21 protein-coding genes are annotated in these 21,016 nt (G+C 55.1%); 14 read left to right on the forward strand and 7 right to left on the reverse strand.

Going from position 1 to position 21,016, the window contains the following annotated elements; genetic code table 11:
• The first annotated feature begins 125 nt into the window (after nt 1-125).
• The 4 genes from Ga0074115_RS11850 (at nt 126) to Ga0074115_RS11855 (ending at nt 2,464) form a co-directional block, all read left to right on the forward strand.
• Nucleotides 126-464 carry a DUF3175 domain-containing protein gene (locus Ga0074115_RS11850; protein WP_408642714.1) on the forward strand — a complete coding sequence of 113 codons (339 nt, stop codon included), beginning with the start codon at nt 126-128 and terminating at the stop codon, nt 462-464.
• A 149-nt stretch (nt 465-613) separates the two neighbouring features.
• Nucleotides 614-1,249 carry a trimeric intracellular cation channel family protein gene (locus tag Ga0074115_RS15875; RefSeq protein WP_082626883.1) on the forward strand — a complete coding sequence of 212 codons (636 nt, stop codon included), beginning with the start codon at nt 614-616 and terminating at the stop codon, nt 1,247-1,249.
• Nucleotides 1,250-1,611: 362 nt separating this feature from the next.
• A complete protein-coding gene (locus Ga0074115_RS16330) occupies nt 1,612-1,908 on the forward strand; it encodes a hypothetical protein (RefSeq protein ID WP_157292752.1) in 297 nt (98 codons plus the stop codon).
• A 181-nt stretch (nt 1,909-2,089) separates the two neighbouring features.
• Complete coding sequence (locus Ga0074115_RS11855; RefSeq protein ID WP_057956745.1) at nt 2,090-2,464, forward strand: SpoIIAA family protein; 375 nt, start codon at nt 2,090-2,092, stop codon at nt 2,462-2,464.
• 139 nt (nt 2,465-2,603) lie between these two features.
• On the opposite strand, the gene Ga0074115_RS11860 is transcribed toward Ga0074115_RS11855, so the two are convergent.
• The 3 genes from Ga0074115_RS11860 to Ga0074115_RS16870 form a co-directional block, all read right to left on the reverse strand.
• Complete coding sequence (locus tag Ga0074115_RS11860; protein ID WP_057956746.1) at nt 2,604-4,526, reverse strand: cytochrome b/b6 domain-containing protein; 1,923 nt, start codon at nt 4,524-4,526, stop codon at nt 2,604-2,606.
• A 121-nt stretch (nt 4,527-4,647) separates the two neighbouring features.
• Nucleotides 4,648-6,225, reverse strand: a complete 1,578-nt coding sequence (locus Ga0074115_RS11865; protein WP_232433070.1) for a multiheme c-type cytochrome — start codon at nt 6,223-6,225, stop codon at nt 4,648-4,650.
• Nucleotides 6,226-6,751: 526 nt separating this feature from the next.
• Nucleotides 6,752-7,030, reverse strand: coding sequence for a hypothetical protein (locus tag Ga0074115_RS16870; protein WP_232433071.1), 279 nt, complete (start codon nt 7,028-7,030; stop codon nt 6,752-6,754).
• A gap of 49 nt (nt 7,031-7,079) precedes the next feature.
• On the opposite strand from Ga0074115_RS16870, the gene Ga0074115_RS11870 reads away from it, so the two are divergent.
• The gene (locus Ga0074115_RS11870) at nt 7,080-8,744 is read left to right on the forward strand and encodes a putative bifunctional diguanylate cyclase/phosphodiesterase (RefSeq protein WP_232433072.1); all 1,665 of its coding nucleotides are present in this window, start codon (nt 7,080-7,082) and stop codon (nt 8,742-8,744) included.
• A 54-nt stretch (nt 8,745-8,798) separates the two neighbouring features.
• Here Ga0074115_RS11870 and Ga0074115_RS16475 read toward each other — a convergent pair whose 3' ends face one another.
• Nucleotides 8,799-9,107 carry a hypothetical protein gene (locus tag Ga0074115_RS16475; protein WP_158294774.1) on the reverse strand — a complete coding sequence of 103 codons (309 nt, stop codon included), beginning with the start codon at nt 9,105-9,107 and terminating at the stop codon, nt 8,799-8,801.
• A 27-nt stretch (nt 9,108-9,134) separates the two neighbouring features.
• Nucleotides 9,135-9,728 carry a hypothetical protein gene (locus Ga0074115_RS11880; protein ID WP_157292754.1) on the reverse strand — a complete coding sequence of 198 codons (594 nt, stop codon included), beginning with the start codon at nt 9,726-9,728 and terminating at the stop codon, nt 9,135-9,137.
• A gap of 263 nt (nt 9,729-9,991) precedes the next feature.
• Here Ga0074115_RS11880 and dinB point away from each other — a divergent pair, with 263 nt between their 5' ends.
• The 9 genes from dinB (at nt 9,992) to Ga0074115_RS11925 (ending at nt 19,384) form a co-directional block, all read left to right on the forward strand.
• A complete protein-coding gene (gene dinB / locus Ga0074115_RS11885; protein WP_232433073.1) occupies nt 9,992-11,185 on the forward strand; it encodes a DNA polymerase IV in 1,194 nt (397 codons plus the stop codon).
• The gene (locus tag Ga0074115_RS11890) at nt 11,182-12,315 is read left to right on the forward strand and encodes a GNAT family N-acetyltransferase (protein ID WP_057956750.1); all 1,134 of its coding nucleotides are present in this window, start codon (nt 11,182-11,184) and stop codon (nt 12,313-12,315) included. Before dinB ends, Ga0074115_RS11890 begins: the two co-directional genes overlap by 4 nt.
• Nucleotides 12,316-12,500: 185 nt before the next feature.
• Nucleotides 12,501-12,974: an Rrf2 family transcriptional regulator gene (locus tag Ga0074115_RS11895; protein ID WP_039960304.1), complete on the forward strand. Its 474-nt coding sequence runs from the start codon at nt 12,501-12,503 to the stop codon at nt 12,972-12,974.
• A gap of 143 nt (nt 12,975-13,117) precedes the next feature.
• The gene (gene prmB, locus Ga0074115_RS11900) at nt 13,118-14,014 is read left to right on the forward strand and encodes a 50S ribosomal protein L3 N(5)-glutamine methyltransferase (RefSeq protein WP_060528555.1); all 897 of its coding nucleotides are present in this window, start codon (nt 13,118-13,120) and stop codon (nt 14,012-14,014) included.
• Between the two features lie 69 nt (nt 14,015-14,083).
• Nucleotides 14,084-14,401: a hypothetical protein gene (locus Ga0074115_RS11905; RefSeq protein ID WP_006475252.1), complete on the forward strand. Its 318-nt coding sequence runs from the start codon at nt 14,084-14,086 to the stop codon at nt 14,399-14,401.
• A gap of 8 nt (nt 14,402-14,409) precedes the next feature.
• On the forward strand, nt 14,410-15,816 hold the full coding sequence (hemN, locus tag Ga0074115_RS11910; RefSeq protein WP_082626918.1) for an oxygen-independent coproporphyrinogen III oxidase: 1,407 nt from the start codon (nt 14,410-14,412) through the stop codon (nt 15,814-15,816).
• Between the two features lie 267 nt (nt 15,817-16,083).
• The gene (locus tag Ga0074115_RS11915) at nt 16,084-17,499 is read left to right on the forward strand and encodes a sugar transferase (RefSeq protein WP_057957033.1); all 1,416 of its coding nucleotides are present in this window, start codon (nt 16,084-16,086) and stop codon (nt 17,497-17,499) included.
• 93 nt (nt 17,500-17,592) lie between these two features.
• The gene (locus Ga0074115_RS11920; protein ID WP_006475250.1) at nt 17,593-18,306 is read left to right on the forward strand and encodes a WecB/TagA/CpsF family glycosyltransferase; all 714 of its coding nucleotides are present in this window, start codon (nt 17,593-17,595) and stop codon (nt 18,304-18,306) included.
• A 139-nt stretch (nt 18,307-18,445) separates the two neighbouring features.
• Complete coding sequence (locus Ga0074115_RS11925) at nt 18,446-19,384, forward strand: sulfotransferase (protein WP_060528556.1); 939 nt, start codon at nt 18,446-18,448, stop codon at nt 19,382-19,384.
• Between the two features lie 54 nt (nt 19,385-19,438).
• Here Ga0074115_RS11925 and Ga0074115_RS11930 read toward each other — a convergent pair whose 3' ends face one another.
• Together Ga0074115_RS11930 and gspF are read right to left on the reverse strand one after the other, a co-directional pair.
• Complete coding sequence (locus Ga0074115_RS11930) at nt 19,439-19,783, reverse strand: tetratricopeptide repeat protein (RefSeq protein WP_057957034.1); 345 nt, start codon at nt 19,781-19,783, stop codon at nt 19,439-19,441.
• Between the two features lie 13 nt (nt 19,784-19,796).
• Nucleotides 19,797-21,014 (reverse strand): type II secretion system inner membrane protein GspF, encoded by a 1,218-nt coding sequence (gene gspF, locus Ga0074115_RS11935; RefSeq protein ID WP_057957035.1) that lies wholly within the window; start codon nt 21,012-21,014, stop codon nt 19,797-19,799.
• Between the last annotated feature and the right edge of the window lie 2 nt (nt 21,015-21,016).

The raw sequence follows: 21,016 nt of genomic DNA on the forward strand, positions 1-21,016 counted from the left end.
ACTTCGCTGATTAAGAGTTTCTTCCGCATGTCAGATACAAAGTATATTTTGGCAAGTTCAAAAATAGACTGCCAATACTTTCGGAACGATTAATACAAGCTCCAGTGGGCATGGCGTTATGCGGCATGAAGATTCACGCCAGAATGACTTCGACTAAGGCAAAAAAGTGGTCGCAGCGTGTAACCGAGAGTAGCGATGCTCTCGATCTCGAGCCAGGCGTATTCACGTACGATGACCCGAGGCGGATAGCTGAATCCCTTAAACGCTCCGCTGAGCGCAGTCGGCGCCGCAAGGCCGATCCGTTCCGCTCTGCAATGTCGATGCTGACGTTCTACATCAATCGGGCAGGGGTTAAGCTCCCGGCGGCTCAGCGAAATCGACTCGAGGAGGCCAAAGACGAACTGCGGGACCTCTTCGGAAAGCCACGCCAGAGGATCCGCGCATCACATCGCGAGCGAAGATAAGCTGCGCCGCTTCGAGATCGATGAATGTACATCACCGTAAAAAATCCGCCTAACAGGCAAATGCACTCGGACGTCAAAAAGCTCCACTGCGCTCCACTTTTTGACGCCACTGAGCCCAAACGTTAGGCACAAACAATATAATTAATAATATGATATTAGATCCAACGCCATCACTTTTAGAAAATTTATACTGGATAACATTACTTGCAGTTATTGTTTCGTCGGCTTCAGGTGTTCTTAAAGCTGGCTTTAAACAGTTTGATTTATTCGGTGTAATTATTATTGCTATTGCTACAGGATTAGGGGGCGGTTCATTACGTGACATGCTTCTTGGTCGAGATGTATTCTGGGTCAATGATCAAATATTTTTTATTGCCTCGCTTGGTAGTGCGGTCACTATTTTTGTGGCGGCCAGACTAATATTGGTGTCGCCTAAATATTTTTTAGTTGCTGATGCTGCAGGCTTAGCTACATTTGGTGTTGCGGGAACATTGGTTTCACTTATGGTTGGAGCGCCCCCGCTTATTGCAAGTTTTATGGGAGTAATGACAGGAACTATGGGTGGTATTTTTCGTGATGTACTATGTAATGAAACACCCGTCGTGTTCCTAAGTCCGCTTTATGCGACAGTATCCTGGGTTGGTTCTTTGTTATTTGTCTGGCTCTTGAATTTCGATCAAGAGATAACGGTAGCAGCAATTATTTCTGGACTAAGTATATTTATATCACGGCTTTTGGCAATGTATTATAAAGTTAGCCTGCCTAGATTTCGCTTCAAGTCTTAAGGTGGGCACACAAAAAAGTAAACATTTATTAGAAATGCGCCTAATAAATAGCCCCAGTGGACAATTTAAATCGGTACTGGTTTCGCTGTCGAAAAAATGTGCCACTTTAAATTGCCACTGAGCAAGCGTTATGCTGCTTGAAGTTTATGTGGTAACTGAGAGCGAATAAACGGCGCTTGTTCGTCATGTTTAATTAACTCGATATACACGGTAAATTTTCAATGGCATAGTGTTGTTTACTGTTTAAGGAAGAAAAGAGTGGTTAAAGGAATAGTGAGTTTCTTTTATCGTCAAACTGGTGTCATGACGATTGTATTTGCCTAAATCAGGCGGCATTCATCAAAATCAACAGGAGGTATAAAATGAAGTATGCATTTGTAATATTATTGGTTATTGGTAGCTTGTCGGTTGTCTCAATATCCTCATATGCTGCAGAGAAAATAAGTGATTTATCAACTAAACAGGTAGAAAAATTTAATGCTCCAGCGCAGGCAGCAGAAAAGAAAAAGAAAAAAAAGACTGACCTTAAAAAGAAGTTTTGTTGTAAGAGTCAAAGCGGACATGCTTGTTATGTTTTTGGTAAGGCTGGCTGTTCAGGTTGTATGAGCTTCTGTAGTGGAGATACGGTGATAGACACTAACCCAAAACAAAAAATCTAATTGAGTAGAATAATCTTAGAGGGTTAATGTTTCAGTTATGGTCTAGCTAGGTATAACAATGTGGTACAGCCGGCCCACCTTTGCGGTGATTTTTTGTGCTATTCAAGCACAAAAAATAACCACTCTGGTGGTCGGCTGAACTATGTTGCTAGGTGAACTGTAAGAGCAGGGGAGAATATTAATGTTAAATGTAAAACTAGACGAAATCGAAAGTATTGTAATTTTCGAACCTAATGGTGAATTGTCTGAAGCAGACTTCAAGTATGCCGTCAGCATAATTGATCCATATCTAGAAAAATCAGGAAAATTAAATGGCATCATTATCCACGTAAGGTCATTCCCTGGTTGGGACTCATTTTCAGCATTGATAACGCATATGAGATTTATAAAGGAGCATCATAAAAAGATATCTCATGTGGCCTTTGTAACGGACTCGCCAATAGGTGTACTTGCCGAGCATATTTCTAGTCACTTTGTCAGTGCGGAAATCAAGAGTTTTACCTTCGGTGAATTAGAAAAATCAGTGAAATGGATATCAGGTGATAATGATGAGTAAATCACCATACAAGCGCATCAGCCGCAAGCGTAGGTTGCGCCCCCCTGCGGGGACGCGGATTGAAACTCCGCTTTTATGCCAGGGGCGGAGTCAAACTGCGCAAAAAATGGTGGAAAAGCGATGGGGCTGGGCGACCCCTTCAAAACAGACCTTGGGTGAGAAAGCCATTGACCACCAGCATCAGCAGTATCAGGCCGATGCCGAGCAGGGTGAAGCCGAACAGGTGGGAGACCCGGTTCCAGGTCTTGGAGGGCGGCGCCACCAGATGTTTCTCCAACTCGCCTGATGCCTTCAGCCGTTCGTACTCTTCGGGGCGCTCCTCCTTCAACTCTTCCAGATCCCAGGAGCCTGTGAACATCACCGTGTCGAGCGGGAATTTGGCGGGGCGGAAGTGGTTGTTGAAGAAGTGCACCACGAATAGGGTCATCACCGCCAGGAACGCCTCCAGGCCGTGGGCCAGGGTGGCGACGTTAAAGATCCAGCCTGGTAGTACCTGGCCGATTGATTCGGCGAACCAGAGTAGGATGCCGGAGACACCGATCACCAAAGCGCCCCAGTAGACCGCCCAGTAGTCGAATTTCTCCCAGTAGGTCCAGCGGTCGAAGCGAGGCTGCTTGCCCTTGCCAAAATACCAGCGGAACTGCCCCTTCATATCCTCCCAGTCCTGCCAGCGGGGTAGCAATGAGTCGGGGCCGAACCAGTCAAACTCCTTGTCCTTGAGCAGCCGCATCAAGACCACCGCTGCATGGCCAAAGATGGTCAGCAGGAAGATCACCCCGGCCCAGTGGTGCAGATCGTTGAGCAGCTCGGGGCCGCCGAAGAGTGGCACCACCGCCATCGCCCAACTGGTGTTGGGGTACATCACTACCATGCCGCTGAAGACCAGCGACATCAGTGACAGGGCGAGCATCCAGTGGTTGACCCGCCAGTACCAACTGAAGCGGCGGAAGTGGACGCCACTGTTCGGCTTTTTGTGCTTCACCCGTACCGGATAACTGAAGGAGCCATCTCGGCGGTAGATCACCGGGCGTTCTTTCTTCTCACGCCAGAACCAGAGCACCGAGTGCAGGTAGAAGAAGAGGATGACGATGATGATCAGTGCCCCCATGCCTTTGCCGATGAGCCACATGGCTGGGTATTTCTTGAAGTTGCGGGTGGTGGCGTGGGGGTCGTACTTGGCGAACTGTTCATTGGCCTTTTCGTGGCACTTCTGACAGGTCTTCACGCGATTAGCGGGGTTGACTGGTGATCTTGTCTCGCTGACGTGGGTGATCGTATGGCCCTCATGACAGTCGACGCACTTAGGCGCATCCTGATTGCCGTGCCAGGCCAACTGACCGTGAGGGCTGGTCATGTAGCCGTCCAGCTCCGCCGCGTGGCATTCGCCGCAGTTTTCGGTCACCACCCGGTGGGCCGGGGTCTTTTCCATGTCCGATACCTGGTGGGAGGAGTGGCAGTCAGCGCAGGTGGCGGAATCGCCTTTCCATGGGGTCTTCAGCGCTGCCCCATGCATCGATTGACGGTACTCTTTCAACTGTTTCTCGTGACAGGCGCCGCACATCTCTGGCGAGTTGAGTCGATAGGTGCTGGCGCGGCTGTCGTCGGAGGGAAAGACGTAGTGCGCGGTATGGCAGGTGGCGCAGTTGGCATTGTTGGCAATGCTTGTGTCGGCGTGGGCCGAGAGGGTGTATTCGCGGGTGTGGGTAACCACGTGGGGTGGTTCGGGAGCGAGCCAGGCGGCCCGGTTGCTGGGAACCCAGTCGCCTTTGATGGTCTGGTGGCAGCTGACACAATCCACCGCCTGCAGGCCATCCTTGCGATGTGGCAGCTTCTCCACATCTGCGTGGCAATCGGTGCAGGCGAGGTGACCATGCACACTCTCGCCCAGTGCGTCGGGGTCCACATGCAGCAGGCGCTTGCCCGTCGCGCCGTGGTCGTCCTGGGGGATGCTGTAGCCTTTCTGCGCATGGCACTCTTGGCACTCGGTGTCAGGGAACGGCTTTGCATGCAGGGCAAAACTGCACAGGAACAGCAGCAGCGGGATAAGGCTGGAACTACGCATGGAGGATCTCGATCAAGAATTGATGATGGGGCTTGTTGCAGGGCCGCTAGCGACCCTCCAATAAACCCTCTCGTCCGCCTCCCGATGGGTGTGCAGACGAGAAGGAAGTGCTTAATGACGCTTACTTCTTCGTGCTCTTGTTGAGCATGAAGCCGTGGTTGTCATCATCGCTAGGACGCCAGAACTTGGGCGGCTGCTTGCCGAGATACCAGCGGTGCAGCTCCGACTCCAGGGTGACATTGAGCAGCTTCTCCACCTCATCGGCCCCCTTGGTGTTGCCTTCGGCGCGAGCCTCGCGGATGCGATCCTTGATCTGTGGCACCATCTCGATATAGAAGCGGTGGGCCATCTCAAACATGCCCTCCCAGTGGGCATAGTCGGGGGCGAACATGGCGGCGCCGTGGCGGGCGCGGCGGCCCTCGTGGTGCCACAGGTAGAACCAGGTCCACTCCACCTCTTCGTTGAACTTGGTCTTGTCGAGCAGGCCATGCTTCAGCATTGCCGTCATCAGCGCCTTGCCGGGCTTGGCGAATTTCTCGTTGTAGAGTTCGACGAAGCTGTCGAGCTGCTCGAAGTGGTTCTCCACGGTGCTGCTGCCGTGGCAGTTGAGGCAGACGTTCTTCATATCCTTGCGGCGTTGCAGCCAGGGCTTGACCTGCTTGCCCTCTTTGATCGCCTTGGCGTCGATCTTGGTGGAGATGGGGGCGCGCAGGTTCCAGGAGATACGCTCACCGATGTCGTGGCTGATCGGCAGGTCCGGGGTGGCGGACATGTGACAGGTGGCGCAGGTGGGGGCGGCGGTGTAGTCCTCGCCGACCACCCACTTGGCGGAATCCATGTTCATCTCATCCTCGTGGGCGCGGAAGGCGACGCCGTGGGCCGACTCCTCATAGATCTCCTTCTGCGGATGGTCGGGACCAAGGTGGCAACGACCGCAGTTGTCGGGGTGGCGGGCCTGCTCGGAATCGAAGTTATGGCGCAGGTGGCAGGCGGAGCAGGAGCCCTTGGAGCCGTCCGGATTGATCCGACCGATGCCGGTGTTGGGCCAGCTGGCGGCGTTGAGGCTGCCGTCGGGATTCACCCGCACGATGGAGCCGTGACAGCCGGCACAGCCGATGGTGGTGACCGGTGAACTGCCGTTCAGCAGCGGACCGCCCTCGACCACCTCTGCCAGGCGGTTGTCCAGGGAGCCAAGGATATTGCCGGCGGAGGCGTGGTGACTCTTACTGAACTCCTCCACCTCCTGTTCGTGGCACTGGCCGCAGTCCTTCGGTGAGACGATCACCGAGATCACGAAATCCTTGTGCATGATGGCATCCTTGTCGCCCTTATCGGCCTTGTGGCACTCATAGCAGCCCACATTGGCGCCGTAGTGCTTGGAGTGACCCCACTGGTCGTAGATGCCAGCGGTCTTCTCCTTGTGGCAGGAGGCGCAGGTGGCGCTCTCTTTGCTGAGGTGCTTGAAGCCTTTGGAAATCTTCAGCGGGGCCTCTTCCCTGGGGGCCGTGCCGGTCGCCTTCTGTTGATGTGGTTGAGGCTGGCGGGCCTGAGGCTGCGGGTAGTAGGGCTGTTGCCAGCCATATTGGGGCTGACCGCCATAGGGTCCGTTCACAGCAAAGAGTGTAGGTGCCCAGACAAACAGCAACAGGGATGTAACTGCCACTATCTGTCTGAGCGCCCGGATCGGGTTTCTGTTCATTGTTTTGATGCCTCCACAGGGCGAAAAAGATCCTGAAAAAACTGGATGGGGTTAGCTCCGCAGAGCATATAGCAAAAAATATGCCATCCATCCGATACCGATCGACTGCATAACAACCGGCTGGTTTTAAAGGTTTTTTCGGGGTATTTGGTTCATTCAGGAAACGCATCAGCCACAGAATGCCTGATTATGGTGCCGTCTGGTGGCGCATGCCCCATAGCAGGGCAGCATTCGCTGGAGAACAAATGCCGCTCTTTCTGCTGCCCGCGACATCGTGCATCAGGGTGGCCAGCAGCTAATGAAATCAACTGGTGAGGAGGGAAAGCATCGCCTCTGCATGAGCCGGATAGCCCGATTATTGGAATAGCAGGCAACGACCGAGCTAGCCGATTCTCCCTTTAGCTGTTATCCGCAAAAGGAGGCAAAAAGTGGACTAACAGACAGGGGTGCGGCGTGATGTTGTCGAGCACCTTGAGTGCAATGATCGCATTGCCAGATATGACTTATGATCTATACTTGCCGATTTTTAAGTAGGAATAAAATGATTATTTCGGCAGACTCCAGAAATCAAGCCGAGCTGAAGCAGCGACACACGGTTTTTGTTCATCAACTGGAGCTCTTCTACGATGCGGTGAAGCTTACGCTGACGGCCCACGCGGTGAATAGCACCATGTTGCTGTTGTTTCTCCAGGGTGCCGTGGCGCAGGATCTGCTGCTGGGCTGGTATGCCGGGCTGCTTATGCTGCTGCTCTACCGGGGCTATACGCTTTACGGCTACCGACATGAGACCGACAGGGTGCTGCATGCACGGCGCTGGTATTGGCACGCCATGATCGGCGTGGCGTTGGCAAGCCTTGTCTGGGGGGGCGGCGGGTTATCTGCTGTTTACGCCGGGGGATCTCTATCATCAGGCCCTGCTCGCCTTTGTTATTGCCGGCATGACCGCGGGTGGGATCACTGTGCTCGCCTCGTTCAGCGAGGCAGCGTTGCTTTTCATTTCGATCGTCCTGATCCCGTTTGTGTTTCGTCTGTTCCAGGCCGGCACAGAGGATTCGATGCAGATGGGGGCGCTGGTTGCCCTTTTTCTTCTGTTGCTGATGATCTCAGCCAGGCGCATCCATCGGACGGTTGTCGAGGGGCTGAACCTGCACTATCAGCGTCAGCAGGCGGAGGAGACGATCATCCGCCAGGCTTTTTATGATGAGCTGACGGAACTGCCGAATCGCCGCATGCTGCAGGATCGTCTGTACCAGGATGTGGCGCGGGCGATACGGCATGGGGTCAATGGTGCTGTGCTGTTTCTTGATCTGGATAATTTCAAGCATATCAATGATTCACTCGGTCACTCGGTCGGAGATGAACTGCTGATCAAGGTCGCATCCCGCTTGCGGCACCATCTCAGGGAGGAGGATACTGCTGCGCGTCTTGGTGGAGATGAGTTTGTGGTGTTGCTGACAGATCTGGAGGGGGATGAGGCGCGTATCTCAAGTCGGGTGATGCAGGTGGCTGATCAGGTGCGGATGGCACTTGCCAACCCCTTCGAGATTGCTGGACATGAATTACATGTCTCAACCAGCATTGGTGTTGCGATCTATCCGGCGGATGCAGAAAACGTGGACGATCTGCTCAAGCATGCGGATACGGCGATGTATCGTGCCAAGGAGCGTGGCCGTAATCTGGTGCAGTTCTTTCTGCCGAGTATGCAGGTGGCGGTGAATGAGCGGCTTGCGTTGGAGCATGATCTGCGCAAGGCGATTAGTAGCAGTGGCCTGTTGCTCTACTATCAGCCTCAGGTGCATCGGGATGGGCGGGTCTTCGGTGCGGAGGCGCTGCTGCGCTGGCAGCGGGAGGATGGCAGTATGGTCTCACCGGCGGAGTTTATTCCGGTGGCGGAGGAGACTGGGCTGATCTATTTGATCGGTGGCTGGGTGCTGGAGGAGGCCTGTCGAAATCTGGCTGAGCTGAGCAGCATGGAAGCGGGGTGTGATCTGGTGAGTATTGCGATCAATGTCAGCCCGAAACAGTTTCGCCAGAGAGACTTTGCCGATCATGTGGTGGCGACGTTGAAACGGTTTGGAGTCGATCCTGGGCGGCTTGAACTGGAAGTCACAGAGAGTGTGTTGGTGACCGACTATCAGGATACGGCCGAGAAGATGCGCCAGTTGCGGGAATTGGGAGTGCGCTTTTCGATTGACGACTTTGGCACCGGCTACTCATCTATGGCCTATCTGAAGAATCTGCCGCTGGATGCGATCAAGATCGATCAGTCGTTTGCGCGGGATCTCACCACCGATCCCAGCGATGCCTCGATCGTCGAGACCATCATTGTGATGTCGCGCCATTTGGGACTGAAGGTAATTGCAGAGGGGGTGGAGACAGAGCAGACTCTTGATGTTCTCAAGGCGTATGGCTGCGACAACTATCAGGGTTATCTGTTTGGACGTCCCATGCCATTCGAAGCATTCAAGCAGCGGCTGACGGAGGAGTCGAATACCTCTGTTGACAGAGGGGGCGGCTAGCGTCCTGTGTGGTGTGTTTCTAGTTAGCTCCGGATGAGCCTGGGTGATTCCAAGTTACAGAAGACCTTTGCTGCGCAGAATGGCATCCAGTTCGCCCTCCACCGGCTCCACTCTGGTGCGCCTTTTTCTTGGTTCCGCGATGATTGTCTGTTTCTGCTCGTTGGTTGGCAGTGGCCCATAGATCATCGGGTCCAGGGTTGAATCTTCGATGAATTCCTGTGAATGCTCTTCCATTGGATACCCCTCGTAAACTTGGAATGTATCTAGATTCTGCTTCCTTGTTCGCTTTGCAACTGCGACGCAGTTCTCCTTCTCTGCCTCTTTACTGAGTCGACTCCATGCACCTGGCTTTAATTCAAACACCTCTCATATGCCGGATTCCGCACTATTTCAGATCGAAAGCAGTTTGGATTTTTTCCCGGTTTTACTCCTGTGTCGCCAGCTGATGCCGAGAATGGTCAGCAGGACTGCAAAAAAGGCGACCGGCGCAGGTTCGGGAGGACGCGGAGCATAGACGAAGAGGGCTGCATGGGACGTTGCTCCCTCCTGAGTGATGATCACCATCTCCCGTCCCTCTCCAACTATTGCAATCTGTGGCCTAGTGTCGGGATCGTCAAGCATGCGATTATCCGACTGCTGCTGCGAGTATGTTGTTGCCGCCGCTGGGTCGCTCTTCCCCCTGTGCAACGATGACAGGCTCGGCTGCTGTGCTCGTGCGATGCCTTGCGGTGTGTTGTTGTCGGCGATCACCTGCCAGGAACTACTCAGTAGCACCAAGATCAGGCCCGTTTTGATTATCTGTTTCATGATTGTCAGAGTTTTTGTTGTATCGATCAGGATGCAGATTTCTAATTCTTTCCAGCTCTGCCCTCTACTCAAATCATTGAGCAAGAAGCGTGCACAAAATCGGAAACCAGTAGAGCACAGGTGATGCGGTGAGGTTAGAGATTTAGTTGAGGGATGGGTTGTAAATTTGATCGACACAAAAACCGAATCGGCTTCGTCTGGCGCAGTCAGTTTGGGGTGGGCGCTATATTTTTATTCCCGTCCTGTCTCCTGGAATTAAGGACTTACTGAAATAATAGGAATTATTATTTTGATTGATGGGGTGCTCTCATGCTGTAAAGCTGGCCGACAGCATTTATTTCTGGCAGTCAGGCGCGTTGCGGGTCGCCTTGGGGATAAGCGCCCCATCGTTTTCTGCCCGATTGGCGAAGTGGTCAGATAGAGGATCTAGGGCTGGCGCCATGAGTCATACTAATCAGATTTGGATCATGCATGTAGACATGGATGCCTTCTTTGCCGCCATCGAGCAGCGGGATAATCCCGACTATCGCAATCGTCCGGTAGTGGTCGGTGCGCGTCCGGGCGGGCGCGGCGTGGTGGCGACCTGCTCCTATGAGGCGCGGCGTTTTGGCATCCATTCCGCGATGCCGATCTCCGAGGCTTGGCGGCGCTGCCCAGGGGCTGTCTATCTGCGGCCCGATATGCGCCGTTATGCGGCAGTCTCGCGCCAGATCATGCAGATGCTGGGTGAGATATCACCGCTTGTTGAGCCGGTCTCCATCGATGAGGCCTATCTGGATGTCTCCGGTCAGGAACGCCTGGTCGGCCCGCCCCAGGAGATTGCTCGCCAGACCAAGGCGAGGATTCTGGAGACTGTCTCGCTCAGCTGTTCGATCGGTGTCGGCCCAAACCGGCTGATCGCCAAACTCGCATCCGAGTCTGGTAAGCCCAATGGTTTGACCGTGGTGGGGGCGGGTCAGGTGGAGGCCTTCCTCGATCCACTGCCGGTCTCGGAGTTGTGCGGGGTCGGTAGGCGCACCGGGCGTATCCTCGACAGGCTGGGCATTGCCAAGGTGCGCCAGCTGCGCGGCTATCCGTTACAGATGTTGATCCAGCATCTGGGTGAAAAGGCGGGTAGAGGCCTTTATGCCCAAGCTCGTGGGATGGCGTCGCACCGGGTCGGAGTCCGGTCTGCCAGAAAGTCGATCTCGAAGGAGACAACCTTTGCTGAGGATGTGCGTCAGCAGTCGCTGCTGCGATCACGACTCCAGCGGCTATCGGCAGAGGTAGGGCGGTTGGCTCGCTATAAGGGGGTGTCGGGGCAGGTAGTAACTCTGAAGCTGCGCCTAGCAGGTTTTGAAACCCACACTCGGCAGCGGCGTCTGGTGAGTCCGGTGGACACCGATGACCTGATCTTTGCTACCGCCTGGCGGCTCTATCAGGAGAGTCAACTGGTAGGCAGGTCGGTGCGCCTGATCGGTGTCGGCCTGAGTGACTTTGAGCATGGTCCGCATAGCGAGGATCTGTTCGAGTCGACGCCGGAGCGTCAGATGGTCCGCCAGCGGCGTAAGCAGGTTTTTAAGACCCTGGACGAGGTGGCGGCGAAATTTGATAGCGCGTTGCTCACCCGCGGATTTCATGGGAAAGAGAAATGAGCCTGCAGATCGACAGCCATGCCTCGATCGACCAGATCCCGATGGATGCCTGGAATGCGCTGGTAGAGGACAACAACCCCTTTCTGCGGCATGAGTTTCTGGCGGCGCTGGAGCACCATGGCTGTGTCGGCCCCGAGTTTGGTTGGCAACCCGCGCATCTGGCGCTTTGGGATGGGGGATGCCTGATCGGCGCTGCTCCGCTCTATCTGAAGCAGAACTCCTATGGTGAGTTTGTCTTTGATCACGCTTGGGCCGATGCCTACCAGCGCAGTGGCCGGCGCTATTTTCCGAAACTTCTGGGCGCCATCCCCTATACACCGACTGGCGGTCAGCGCCTGCTGGTCTCCACTGGGTGCGATGCGGATATGGTGCGCGGGAGACTGGCAGATAAGCTCGTGGAGCTGGCAGAGCGGGGCGGCAGATCATCCGTCCATCTGCTGTTTTTGCAGGATGCGGACCGGAAGGCACTCGATGGACTGGGCTGGATGGAGCGCCTGGGGGTGCAGTTCCACTGGCACAATCGTGGCTATGCTGAGTTTGAGGATTTTCTTGCCAGCCTCACCTCAAAACGACGCAAGAACATCCGTCGCGAGCGGCGGCTGGTGCAACAGGCTGGCCTGGAGCTTGAGTTGCTACACGGCGATCAGGTCTCTGAGTCGGCCTGGCAGCGCTTTGCCGGTTTCTACGCCAAGACCTTCGAAGACCACTACAGTCTGCCCACCCTCAATGCCGGCTTTTTTGCAGAGGTGGGGCGTAGCCTGGGACGACAGGTGGTGCTGGTGCAAGCCTATGAAATGGGGGAATGCATCGCTGCGGCCCTGATGTTTCGCAGTGATTCAACCCTCTACGGTCGGCACTGGGGCAGCATTCGGGATTACGACAGCCTGCACTTTGAGGCCTGTTACTACCAGGGCATCGACTATTGCATTCAAGAGGGGCTGCAGCGATTCGAGCCTGGAGCGCAGGGCGAACATAAGATCTGGCGCGGCTTTCTGCCGACCCTTACCTACTCGAGGCACTGGATCGTCGATCTGGCGTTCCGCGCGGCCATCGAGGATTTCCTGCGGCGTGAGCGGATCGCGGTGCTGGATTACAAGCGCAGCCTGGAGCAGAGCTCTCCCTACCGTTAATAACGCTTCCTTTCAGGGAACGATTTCAGCCTAAGCAGGGTCGATAGATTATCGATCGGCTCTTAATAGGCCAGATGAAATTGATCTGGATCAAATAAAAGTTGACTATTTCCCTTGGTTACTGCTATCGTCTTTACCAAGTAAATTACTCAGGAATTATCCTTTGTGGATTAGAGGTGAGTGAAATGAGGTTGTCTACTAAAGGCCGTTATGCGGTAACTGCGATGCTGGATCTGGCCCTGCACGGCTCGAATGGTCCGGTAACATTGGCGGAGATCTCTGAGAATCAGGGTATCTCTCTCTCCTATCTTGAACAGCTGTTTGCCGCGTTGCGTGCTAAACAGCTGGTCCGCGGTGTACGTGGTCCGGGGGGCGGCTACTATCTCGGCCGGGAGGCAGATGAGATCTCGATCGCCAACATCATCTGTGCGGTGGACGAGTGGGTCGAATTTACCCGCTGTGGTGGCCGTCAGAACTGCAGCAGTGGCAGCCGCTGCCTGACCCATACCCTGTGGGATGAGTTGAGCAGCGAGATCTTTGATTTTCTGACCAAGATCAGTCTTGGTGATCTGATTCGGCGTGGCACCGAGAAAGATCAGAAGGGCGAAGGCGGCCGAAAATTCAGCCTGGTGGACGGGACTGACTCCCAAGCCGCCTGAGACCAGTCGGCATCTTTCTGGAGGTTGGCGAGGCGGGACTCTGCATGGAGTCCCGCCTCGCTTTTTCAGCATACAGAACGGGGATTGGGGATTCCGGCCAAAATCCGCTATCATCCGCCAGCCTATTCAGATAGCCGCCGCTCATGGAATCTCTTCGTACGATCGCTGACTTTATCCGCTGGGGTGCCAGTTGTTTCAACCAGGCCGGACTGTTTTTCGGCCATGGCACCGACAATGCGATCGATGAGTCGGCCGCCCTAGTTCTACATGCCCTGCATCTGCCGGGAGAGTTGTCGGAAATCTGGTTGCAGACACAGCTGACCGCCGAAGAGCGGCAGCGTGTCACTGTGTTGCTGCAGCGGCGCATCGAGGAGCGAATCCCGGCCGCCTATCTGACGGGAGAGGCCTGGTTCGCCGGGCTGCGTTTTCATGTGGACACGAATGTGCTGGTGCCCCGGTCCCCGGTTGCTGAGTTGATTGAGCAGAGGTTTGCTCCTTGGATCGGCGAGGGGCAGCTGGAGCGACTGCTCGATCTCTGCTGCGGCAGTGGCTGTATCGGCATTGCCAGTGCCGTTTACCTGCCGGATGCCCAAGTCGACCTGGCTGACATCTCAGAAGCGGCGCTGGCCGTCGCCAAGAGAAACCTGCATGAATATGAGCTGGAAGGGCGAGTTCGGACTGTTCGCTCCGATCTGTTTAGCGGCCTCAAGGGGCAGCGCTACGACGTGATCGTCAGTAATCCACCCTATGTCAGCAGCGAGGAGATGGTTGGGCTGCCGCCGGAGTACCGGCATGAGCCACGTCTTGGCCTGGAGACAGGGGAGGAGGGGCTGGAGATTGTGGCTAAAATATTGCGTGAGGCCTCCAGTCACCTGCAGCCATGGGGTATCATCATAGTCGAGGTGGGCAGCAGCGCAGAGACGCTGATGGCGCGTTTTTCCGATGTTCCGTTTACATGGATCGATTTTGAGCGAGGCGGTGATGGGGTTTTTATCTTTACCGCCGAAGAGCTGGCGCGATATCAAAGCTGCTTCACCTAGGCGTGCAGCCGGATAACAGAACCCGGCATGCGCCGGTCATCCATTATTTTTTAAGAGTTGGGGGCTTCAATGGCACTGCAACGTGCGCGCAGCGCAGAAGAGTTCGTCGAGTGGATCAAGCAGGCGATGTTCGAGGTGGAAGACCTGCGTGCCTGCTACGAGTACCAGATGGAGGAGTTGGGTCGCTATCCCGCCTTTCTTGATCCGCTTGAAGAGGGAGTGAAGGGACTCTACCAGCTGATGGTCGACGGAGAGTACCGCTTTGGACGGGAGGATCTTCCATTCATCGAGATTGCCAATAAACATGCGGATGATATCCCCTTCAATACCCTGCTTAGGCAGATCAACGAAACTCACAGAAAAGGTATCGACGTGGATGCCCCCTGAGGGGCGCCATGCATACTGAGACTATGCCGATGGATCAATCAATCATTTTCGACCTGGATCTGATCGCCAAATACGACCAGGCTGGACCGCGTTATACCTCCTACCCCACCGCTGTGCAGTTTCATGAGGGGTTCGGTGAGGCGCAGTACCGGGCGCTTGCACAGGCATCCAACGCCAGTGGCCAGCCGCTCTCGCTCTATTTCCACATTCCGTTTTGCGACACTGTCTGTTTCTACTGCGCCTGCAACAAGGTGGCGACCAAAGACCGCAGCCTGCCAGCCCAGTATCTGCAACGTGTCTATCGCGAACTGGAGATGCAGGGACAGCTGTTCGATCGCTCCCGACCAGTCGAGCAGCTCCATTGGGGCGGTGGCACGCCGACCTTCATCAGCCACGCTGAAATGCGTGAGCTGATGGAGGAAACCCGACGCAATTTCACCCTGCTGGATGATGACAGCGGCGAATACTCCATCGAGATCGATCCCAGGGAGGCGCAGGGCGATACCATCAAGCTGCTGCGTGAACTGGGCTTCAACCGGATGAGCCTCGGTGTGCAGGATTTTGACCCCAAGGTGCAGAAGGCGGTCAACCGGATTCAGTCCAAGCAGGTGACCCTGGACGTGCTGCAGGCGGCTCGGGATGAGGGTTTTCGCTCGGTCAGCATTGATCTGATTTACGGTCTGCCTTTCCAGAGTCCGGAGAGTTTTGAGAAGACCCTGGATGAGATTCTGGAGGTCGATCCTGATCGACTCTCGGTCTTCAACTATGCGCATCTGCCGGAACGCTTCAAGCCGCAGCGCCGCATTAACGAGGTGGATCTGCCGCTGCCGCAGGCGAAACTCGACATCATGCAGATGAGCATCGAGAAGCTGACCGCGGCCGGTTATGTCTATGTCGGCATGGATCACTTTGCCAAGCCCGATGATGAACTGGTGATCGCTCAGCAGGATGGCACTCTCTACCGCAATTTTCAGGGCTACTCGACCCATGCGGATTGTGACTTGGTGGCGATTGGTGCGACCTCGATCGGCATGGTGGGGCCAAGCTATGCGCAGAACATGCGCACGCTGGATGAGTACTACGATCGCATTGGTCAAGGGCGTCTGGCGGTATTTCGAGGCGTGGAGCTGAGCACGGATGATCAGTTACGGCGCGATGTGATCACCCGCCTGATCTGCCACTTTACGCTCGATTTTGCGTCAGTGGAGTCCCGCTGGAGGATCCGTTTCAGCGACTACTTTGCGGCCGAAATGACGAATTTGCAGGGCATGGCGAACGATGGATTGCTAGAGATCACGGCAGATGGTATCCATGTGTTGCCAAAGGGACGGTTGCTGATCCGCAATATCTGCATGCGGTTTGATGCCTACCTAAGCTCGAAGGAGTCGATGGGCAGCTTTTCCAAGGTTATCTGATCCCGCTGAAACGACCGGAGGGATTGTGCGTTCCAGGGAGGGAGCAGAGTTGGAGTTGTACGGGAACAAACTTGCCGAGAGAATAAAATATCACCCAGTAAACGGCCCCCGTTCACATTTTTTGTCTATTCTTGTTTGCAGACTTACGCATCTGCGTGGGATCATTGGCGCGCTGCTAATGCGCTAGATTCCTGTTGCGGTCCGTAAGTATCTCAACTCAAGCAGCACATCGGTAAACGGAACTAATAACCATTAAAAAGAGGCCGTATGTTCGACGAGAAATCTCGTGAAATCAGTCGGTTGTTGTTTCTTCTGGACATCCTGCTGACGCTGTTTATTTTTGTTGTTTCGGTCCGGCTTTATCCCCTCATCACTGCAGGCGACACAGTAGACGATATGCGTCACTTTGCCCTGCTGCCGCTTATCTGGGTGCCTCTTCTCTATTCCCTCTCGGTCTTTGGGGCCTATCGCGGTCTGCGGGTAATCTCCATCCCCTCCTATGCCTGGAAGGTCGTAAAGGCGATGGCAATCAGCCTGGCAGTGCTGTTAGGCATGCTGTTCCTGCTGAAGATGACGTTCGTCAGTCGTCAGGTGATCCTGACCTTTGCCGTGATGAATCTGGTGATGCTGGTGGCGGTTCGGGCCGGGTTGATCTGGTGGTATTTCCGCCATTCGGTGCAGCGGGGAGAAAACTGTCTCAAGGTGCTGATCATCGGCATCGGAGGTCGTGTCCAGCGCTTGACCGAGATGCTCGACCGCCATACGGAGTGGGGTATCGACATCATCGGTTATCTCGACACCGATCCCGACCACGTTGGTAAGGAGATCATGGGCAGCAAGGTGCTTGGCACTGTGGCTCAGGTCGGTGAGGTGCTGAACGGCCAGGTGATCGATGAGGTGATCCTGGCGGTGCCGCGCAGCCGCCTCAGCCATATGGAAGAGATCGTCAACGCCTGTGAGGAACAGGGTGTGCGCTTCCGCTTCATGGCCGATGTCTTCGACCTTGAAGTGGCACGCACGCGTCTGGTCGAGCTCGATGGCATCCCACTGCTCACCTTCGATCCGGTGGCGCAGAACGAGGGCATGCTGCTGGCGAAACGTTTCATGGACTTGCTGCTGGTGCTGGCCGCGATGCCGGTTGTAGCGCCAGTGATGGGCTTGGTGGCCCTCGCCATCAAGCTCGATGATGGCGGCCTGGTGTTTTTCAAGCAGGAGCGGGTAGGGCTGCGCAAGCGACTGTTTCCTATGTATAAATTCCGTTCGATGGTGGTGGATGCCGAGGCTAAACTGAAAGAGATTGAACACCTGAACGAGGCTGAGGGCCCGATCTTTAAGATCGAGAAAGATCCTCGCATCACCCGGGTCGGGCATTTTATCCGCAAGACGAGCCTCGATGAGCTTCCGCAACTGCTGAATGTACTGCGCGGACATATGAGTCTGGTGGGGCCGCGTCCAATGTCACAGCGCGATGTGGGACTCTTTGAACGGGGTATTCAACGCAAGCGTTTCAGTGTCAAGCCGGGCCTGACCTGTCTCTGGGCGATCAAGGGCCGAAGCAGGCTGACCTTTGAACAGTGGCTGGTGCTCGACCTGCAGTATATCGATGAGTGGTCCTTGTGGCTCGACCTGAAGATTCTGTTGTTAACAGTGCCCGTGGTCCTGAAGGGTAGTGGTTCGATGTAATGGGCGACCGTTCGGGCGCTCCCAATTAATTCTTAACAACCTATATAAACTCTAATGAATGCAGAAGCTACGGTTGATCTTTTTGGAATTCCGGTGGCTACGGTCAATATGTCGCAAGCGCTCGATCGGGTGCATCAGGCGATAGAGACACATCAACCGCTTCAGATCGGTGTGGTGAACGCGGCCAAAGTGGTCAACATGGGAAAAAATCCCGAGCTGAAAGAAGCGGTGCTTTCGTCCGATGTGATCTTCGCCGATGGTGCGGCGATTGTGCTGGCAGCCAAGGTGCTCGGTCATCCCCTGCCTGAGCGGGTGACCGGTATCGATCTGATGTTTGGCATGTTTGAGCGTGGCAAGGATCTTGGCTACCGGGTCTATTGCCTCGGTGCCACGGAAGAGGTTTCGAAGCAGGTGGAAGAGAACATCGCCCGCGACTACCCGGGATTGATCCTGGCAGGCCGCCATCACGGCTACTACGGCGAGGACGAAGAGCAGGCCATCGCTGAAGATGTTCGTGACTCCAAGGCCGATATCCTGTTGGTGGCCATGACTTCGCCGAAGAAGGAGAAGTTTCTCGCTAAGTGGATGGATTTCATGAATGTGTCTGTCTGCCATGGTGTAGGCGGATCGTTCGATGTCTATTCCGGCAAGGTAGAGCGGGCGCCGGAGATGTGGCAAAAGTATGGACTTGAGTGGCTTTATCGCGTCAAACAAGAGCCTGGCCGGCTTTGGAAGCGCTACCTCTTCACTAATATAGAGTTTCTGTGGCTGCTGCTTAAAGAGCGGTTGTTTCCCAAAAAGCGGTAGGTGTGAGTGCAGCAGATAATTTCTGCTTGAGGATGGAATCAAAGATCTTGCAAGCGACCAAAGAGGCGTGCAGGGAAGAGAGGCGGTGGATTGCAAAACGGGCCTCTAAGAAACCGATTTAATGTGAGGAGAGAGATACGTGAATTCTGGATCAAACGGTGGGGCTGCCGCCGGCAAGCGCAATCTGGTCTACATCATGTCACCGAGCTATGCGGGCTCGACCCTGTTGACATTCCTGTTGGCTACCCACCCAAAGATCGCAACCATCGGAGAGCTGAAGGCGACCTCGATGGGCGATCTGGATGTCTACAACTGCTCCTGCGGTAAGCTGATTAAGGCATGTGGTTTCTGGAGAGACGTGCAGAGAGGCATGGCTGAGCGTGGGCGTTCTTTCTCTCTGGAGCAGTTTGGCACCAGTTTCGAATCCGGCTCTGGACTCTGCAACAAACTGATGCGCGCGGCAGTGCGTGGCGGTCTATTTGAAACCGCCAGGGACATCGGATTTGGCTTGATGGGGGGGTGTCGTAAGGAGCGGGATGAGATCCTGATGCAGAATCGCGAGATCATCGATCTGGTCATCGGTCTTCAGGAGGGAGACACCTTCCTAGATGGCTCGAAAGACCCGGTCCGTCTGAAACTGATGCATCAGAGTGGGCTGTGGAATATCAAAGTGATCAATCTGGTGCGCGACGGCCGGGGAGCCACTAACTCGATCATGAAACACTACGGTGTTGACATGGAAGAAGCAGTCAACTCCTGGGTTTTTACCTCAAAGGAGATGCAGCAGACCGCGGCCCTGTTCAGGGAAGATGAGATCTTCAACATGAAGTATGAAGATCTTTGCCGTGATCCCGACAGGCTGTTGAGCGAGATCTATCGTTTTGTCGGTGTCGATCCGCTGCTTGGCAGTGAGGATTTTCGTGGTACTAAGCAGCACATTTTGGGTAACGCCATGCGTCTGAATTCCACTGGCGAGATCCGGCTCGATGAGAAGTGGAAGGAAAAACTGACCGAGGCAGAGCTGGAGATCTTCGGGCGTATTGGCGGTGAGATGAACCGCTTCCTGGGATACCAGTAACCCCTTCTGTTTTCCCGGTATGGAACAGCATTCTCTGCTCCATGCCGGGGGCTATCAGCGATTCTTCAGTGCCTTGATCGCCTTTGCATGGCCTTGGGAGGCCGCCCGCTGGATCCACTGCATCGCCTGCTGGTCGTCTTTTTCCACCCCAAATCCGTGATGATAGAGATAGCCAAGGGTATATTGGGCGCGGGCGTCACCGGCAACGGCGACCGGGAAGAGCAGATGGAAGGCGCGTTCATACTCCTTCTTTTTATACGCTTCTTCGACCTTCTCCATCACCCAGTCGGGGTTGTTGAGTTGCTCCTCCTGTTGCGTTGTACTGCTGCATCCAGCGAGCAGCAGCAGACTCAGTGGGATTGCAGTGAACAGGCTTGTTGCGTGTGTTGCGCTTTTCATCTTGATTTAAGTGTTAGCCGACAAGTTGGTTGAGGTCAAAGATGGGCAGCAGAATGCCCATGACGATTACAGTTACGATGGCGCCCATTACTAGGATCAGGATCGGCTCGAACAGGCCGAGAAGCGTCGAAATGAGCGACTCGATCTCCTTCTCCTGAATATTCGCTGAGCGCTCGAGCATGCCTTCCAGATTACCGCTCGATTCGCCACTGGCCAGCAGACTCAGGGTCAGCGGGGGGAAATAGCCGGTCTTCTCCAGCGCCGCGTGCAGGCTACTGCCCTCACGAACGCGTAGCGAGGCCTCTTCGACTGCAGCGCGCATCGGCAGGTTGGTGACTACCTGGGAGGCGATTCGCAGTGCATCCAGGATCGGTACGCTGCTCGCTGCCATGATGCTCAGGGTGCGGGAGAAACGTGCCGCATTGGCGCTGCGTGTCAGCCTGCCGAGCAGGGGGATGTGCAGGATGATCTTGTGCCAGGCGAGACGCGCAGCGGGGCGTTTCAGGGTTATGTTGACCGCCAGCCCAAGCAGTAGCAGCAGCACCAGAATGGTGAGTCCATGGTCGCGGAAGACGTCACTGGTGGCGATCAGGAGCTTGGTGATCAGCGGCAGTTCCTGGGCCATATTGTCGAACATGCGGGTGACTTGAGGCACGATGTAGGTGAGCAGACCGGCGACGATCAACACTGCGACGATGGTGAGCAGGGCTGGGTAGAAGAGCGCTAAAACGGTCTTTTGATGCATCTGCTGGCGCATCTCTGTGTAATCGGCCAGACGCTCTAGCACCAGGTCGAGATGCCCCGACTCCTCACCGGAGGCGACGGTGCGAATATAGAGTTCCGGAAAGATGCGCGGGAATTCACTGAGGCCGTCGGCGAGGCTTCTGCCTTCTAGTACCTTGGCCCGGACCGCGAGCAGAATGTGCGAGATATGGCGTTTCTCCGACTGTTTGGAGACCGTCTTCAATACCTGTTCAACCGGCAGGGCCGCTCTCAGCAGTGTCGCCATCTGCCGCGTCAACAGTGCCAGCTCCATCGGGCTGATGCCCCGCTGCAGGGTAAAACGACGGCTCTGGGTGGCACTGGCACTGGCGCTGGCGGTGCTGACAGAGAGCGGGGTGAGGCCGCTCTCGCGTAGTTGCTGGCGGATCTGGCGTGGGCTATCGCCCTCCAGCATTCCCCGTTTCTCTTTTCCGGATCCATCGAGGGCTATGAATTCAAAGGCATCCAAGA

It is taken from the genome of endosymbiont of Ridgeia piscesae (assembly GCF_001443665.1).
GTDB lineage: Bacteria > Pseudomonadota > Gammaproteobacteria > Chromatiales > Chromatiaceae > Endoriftia > Endoriftia persephonae.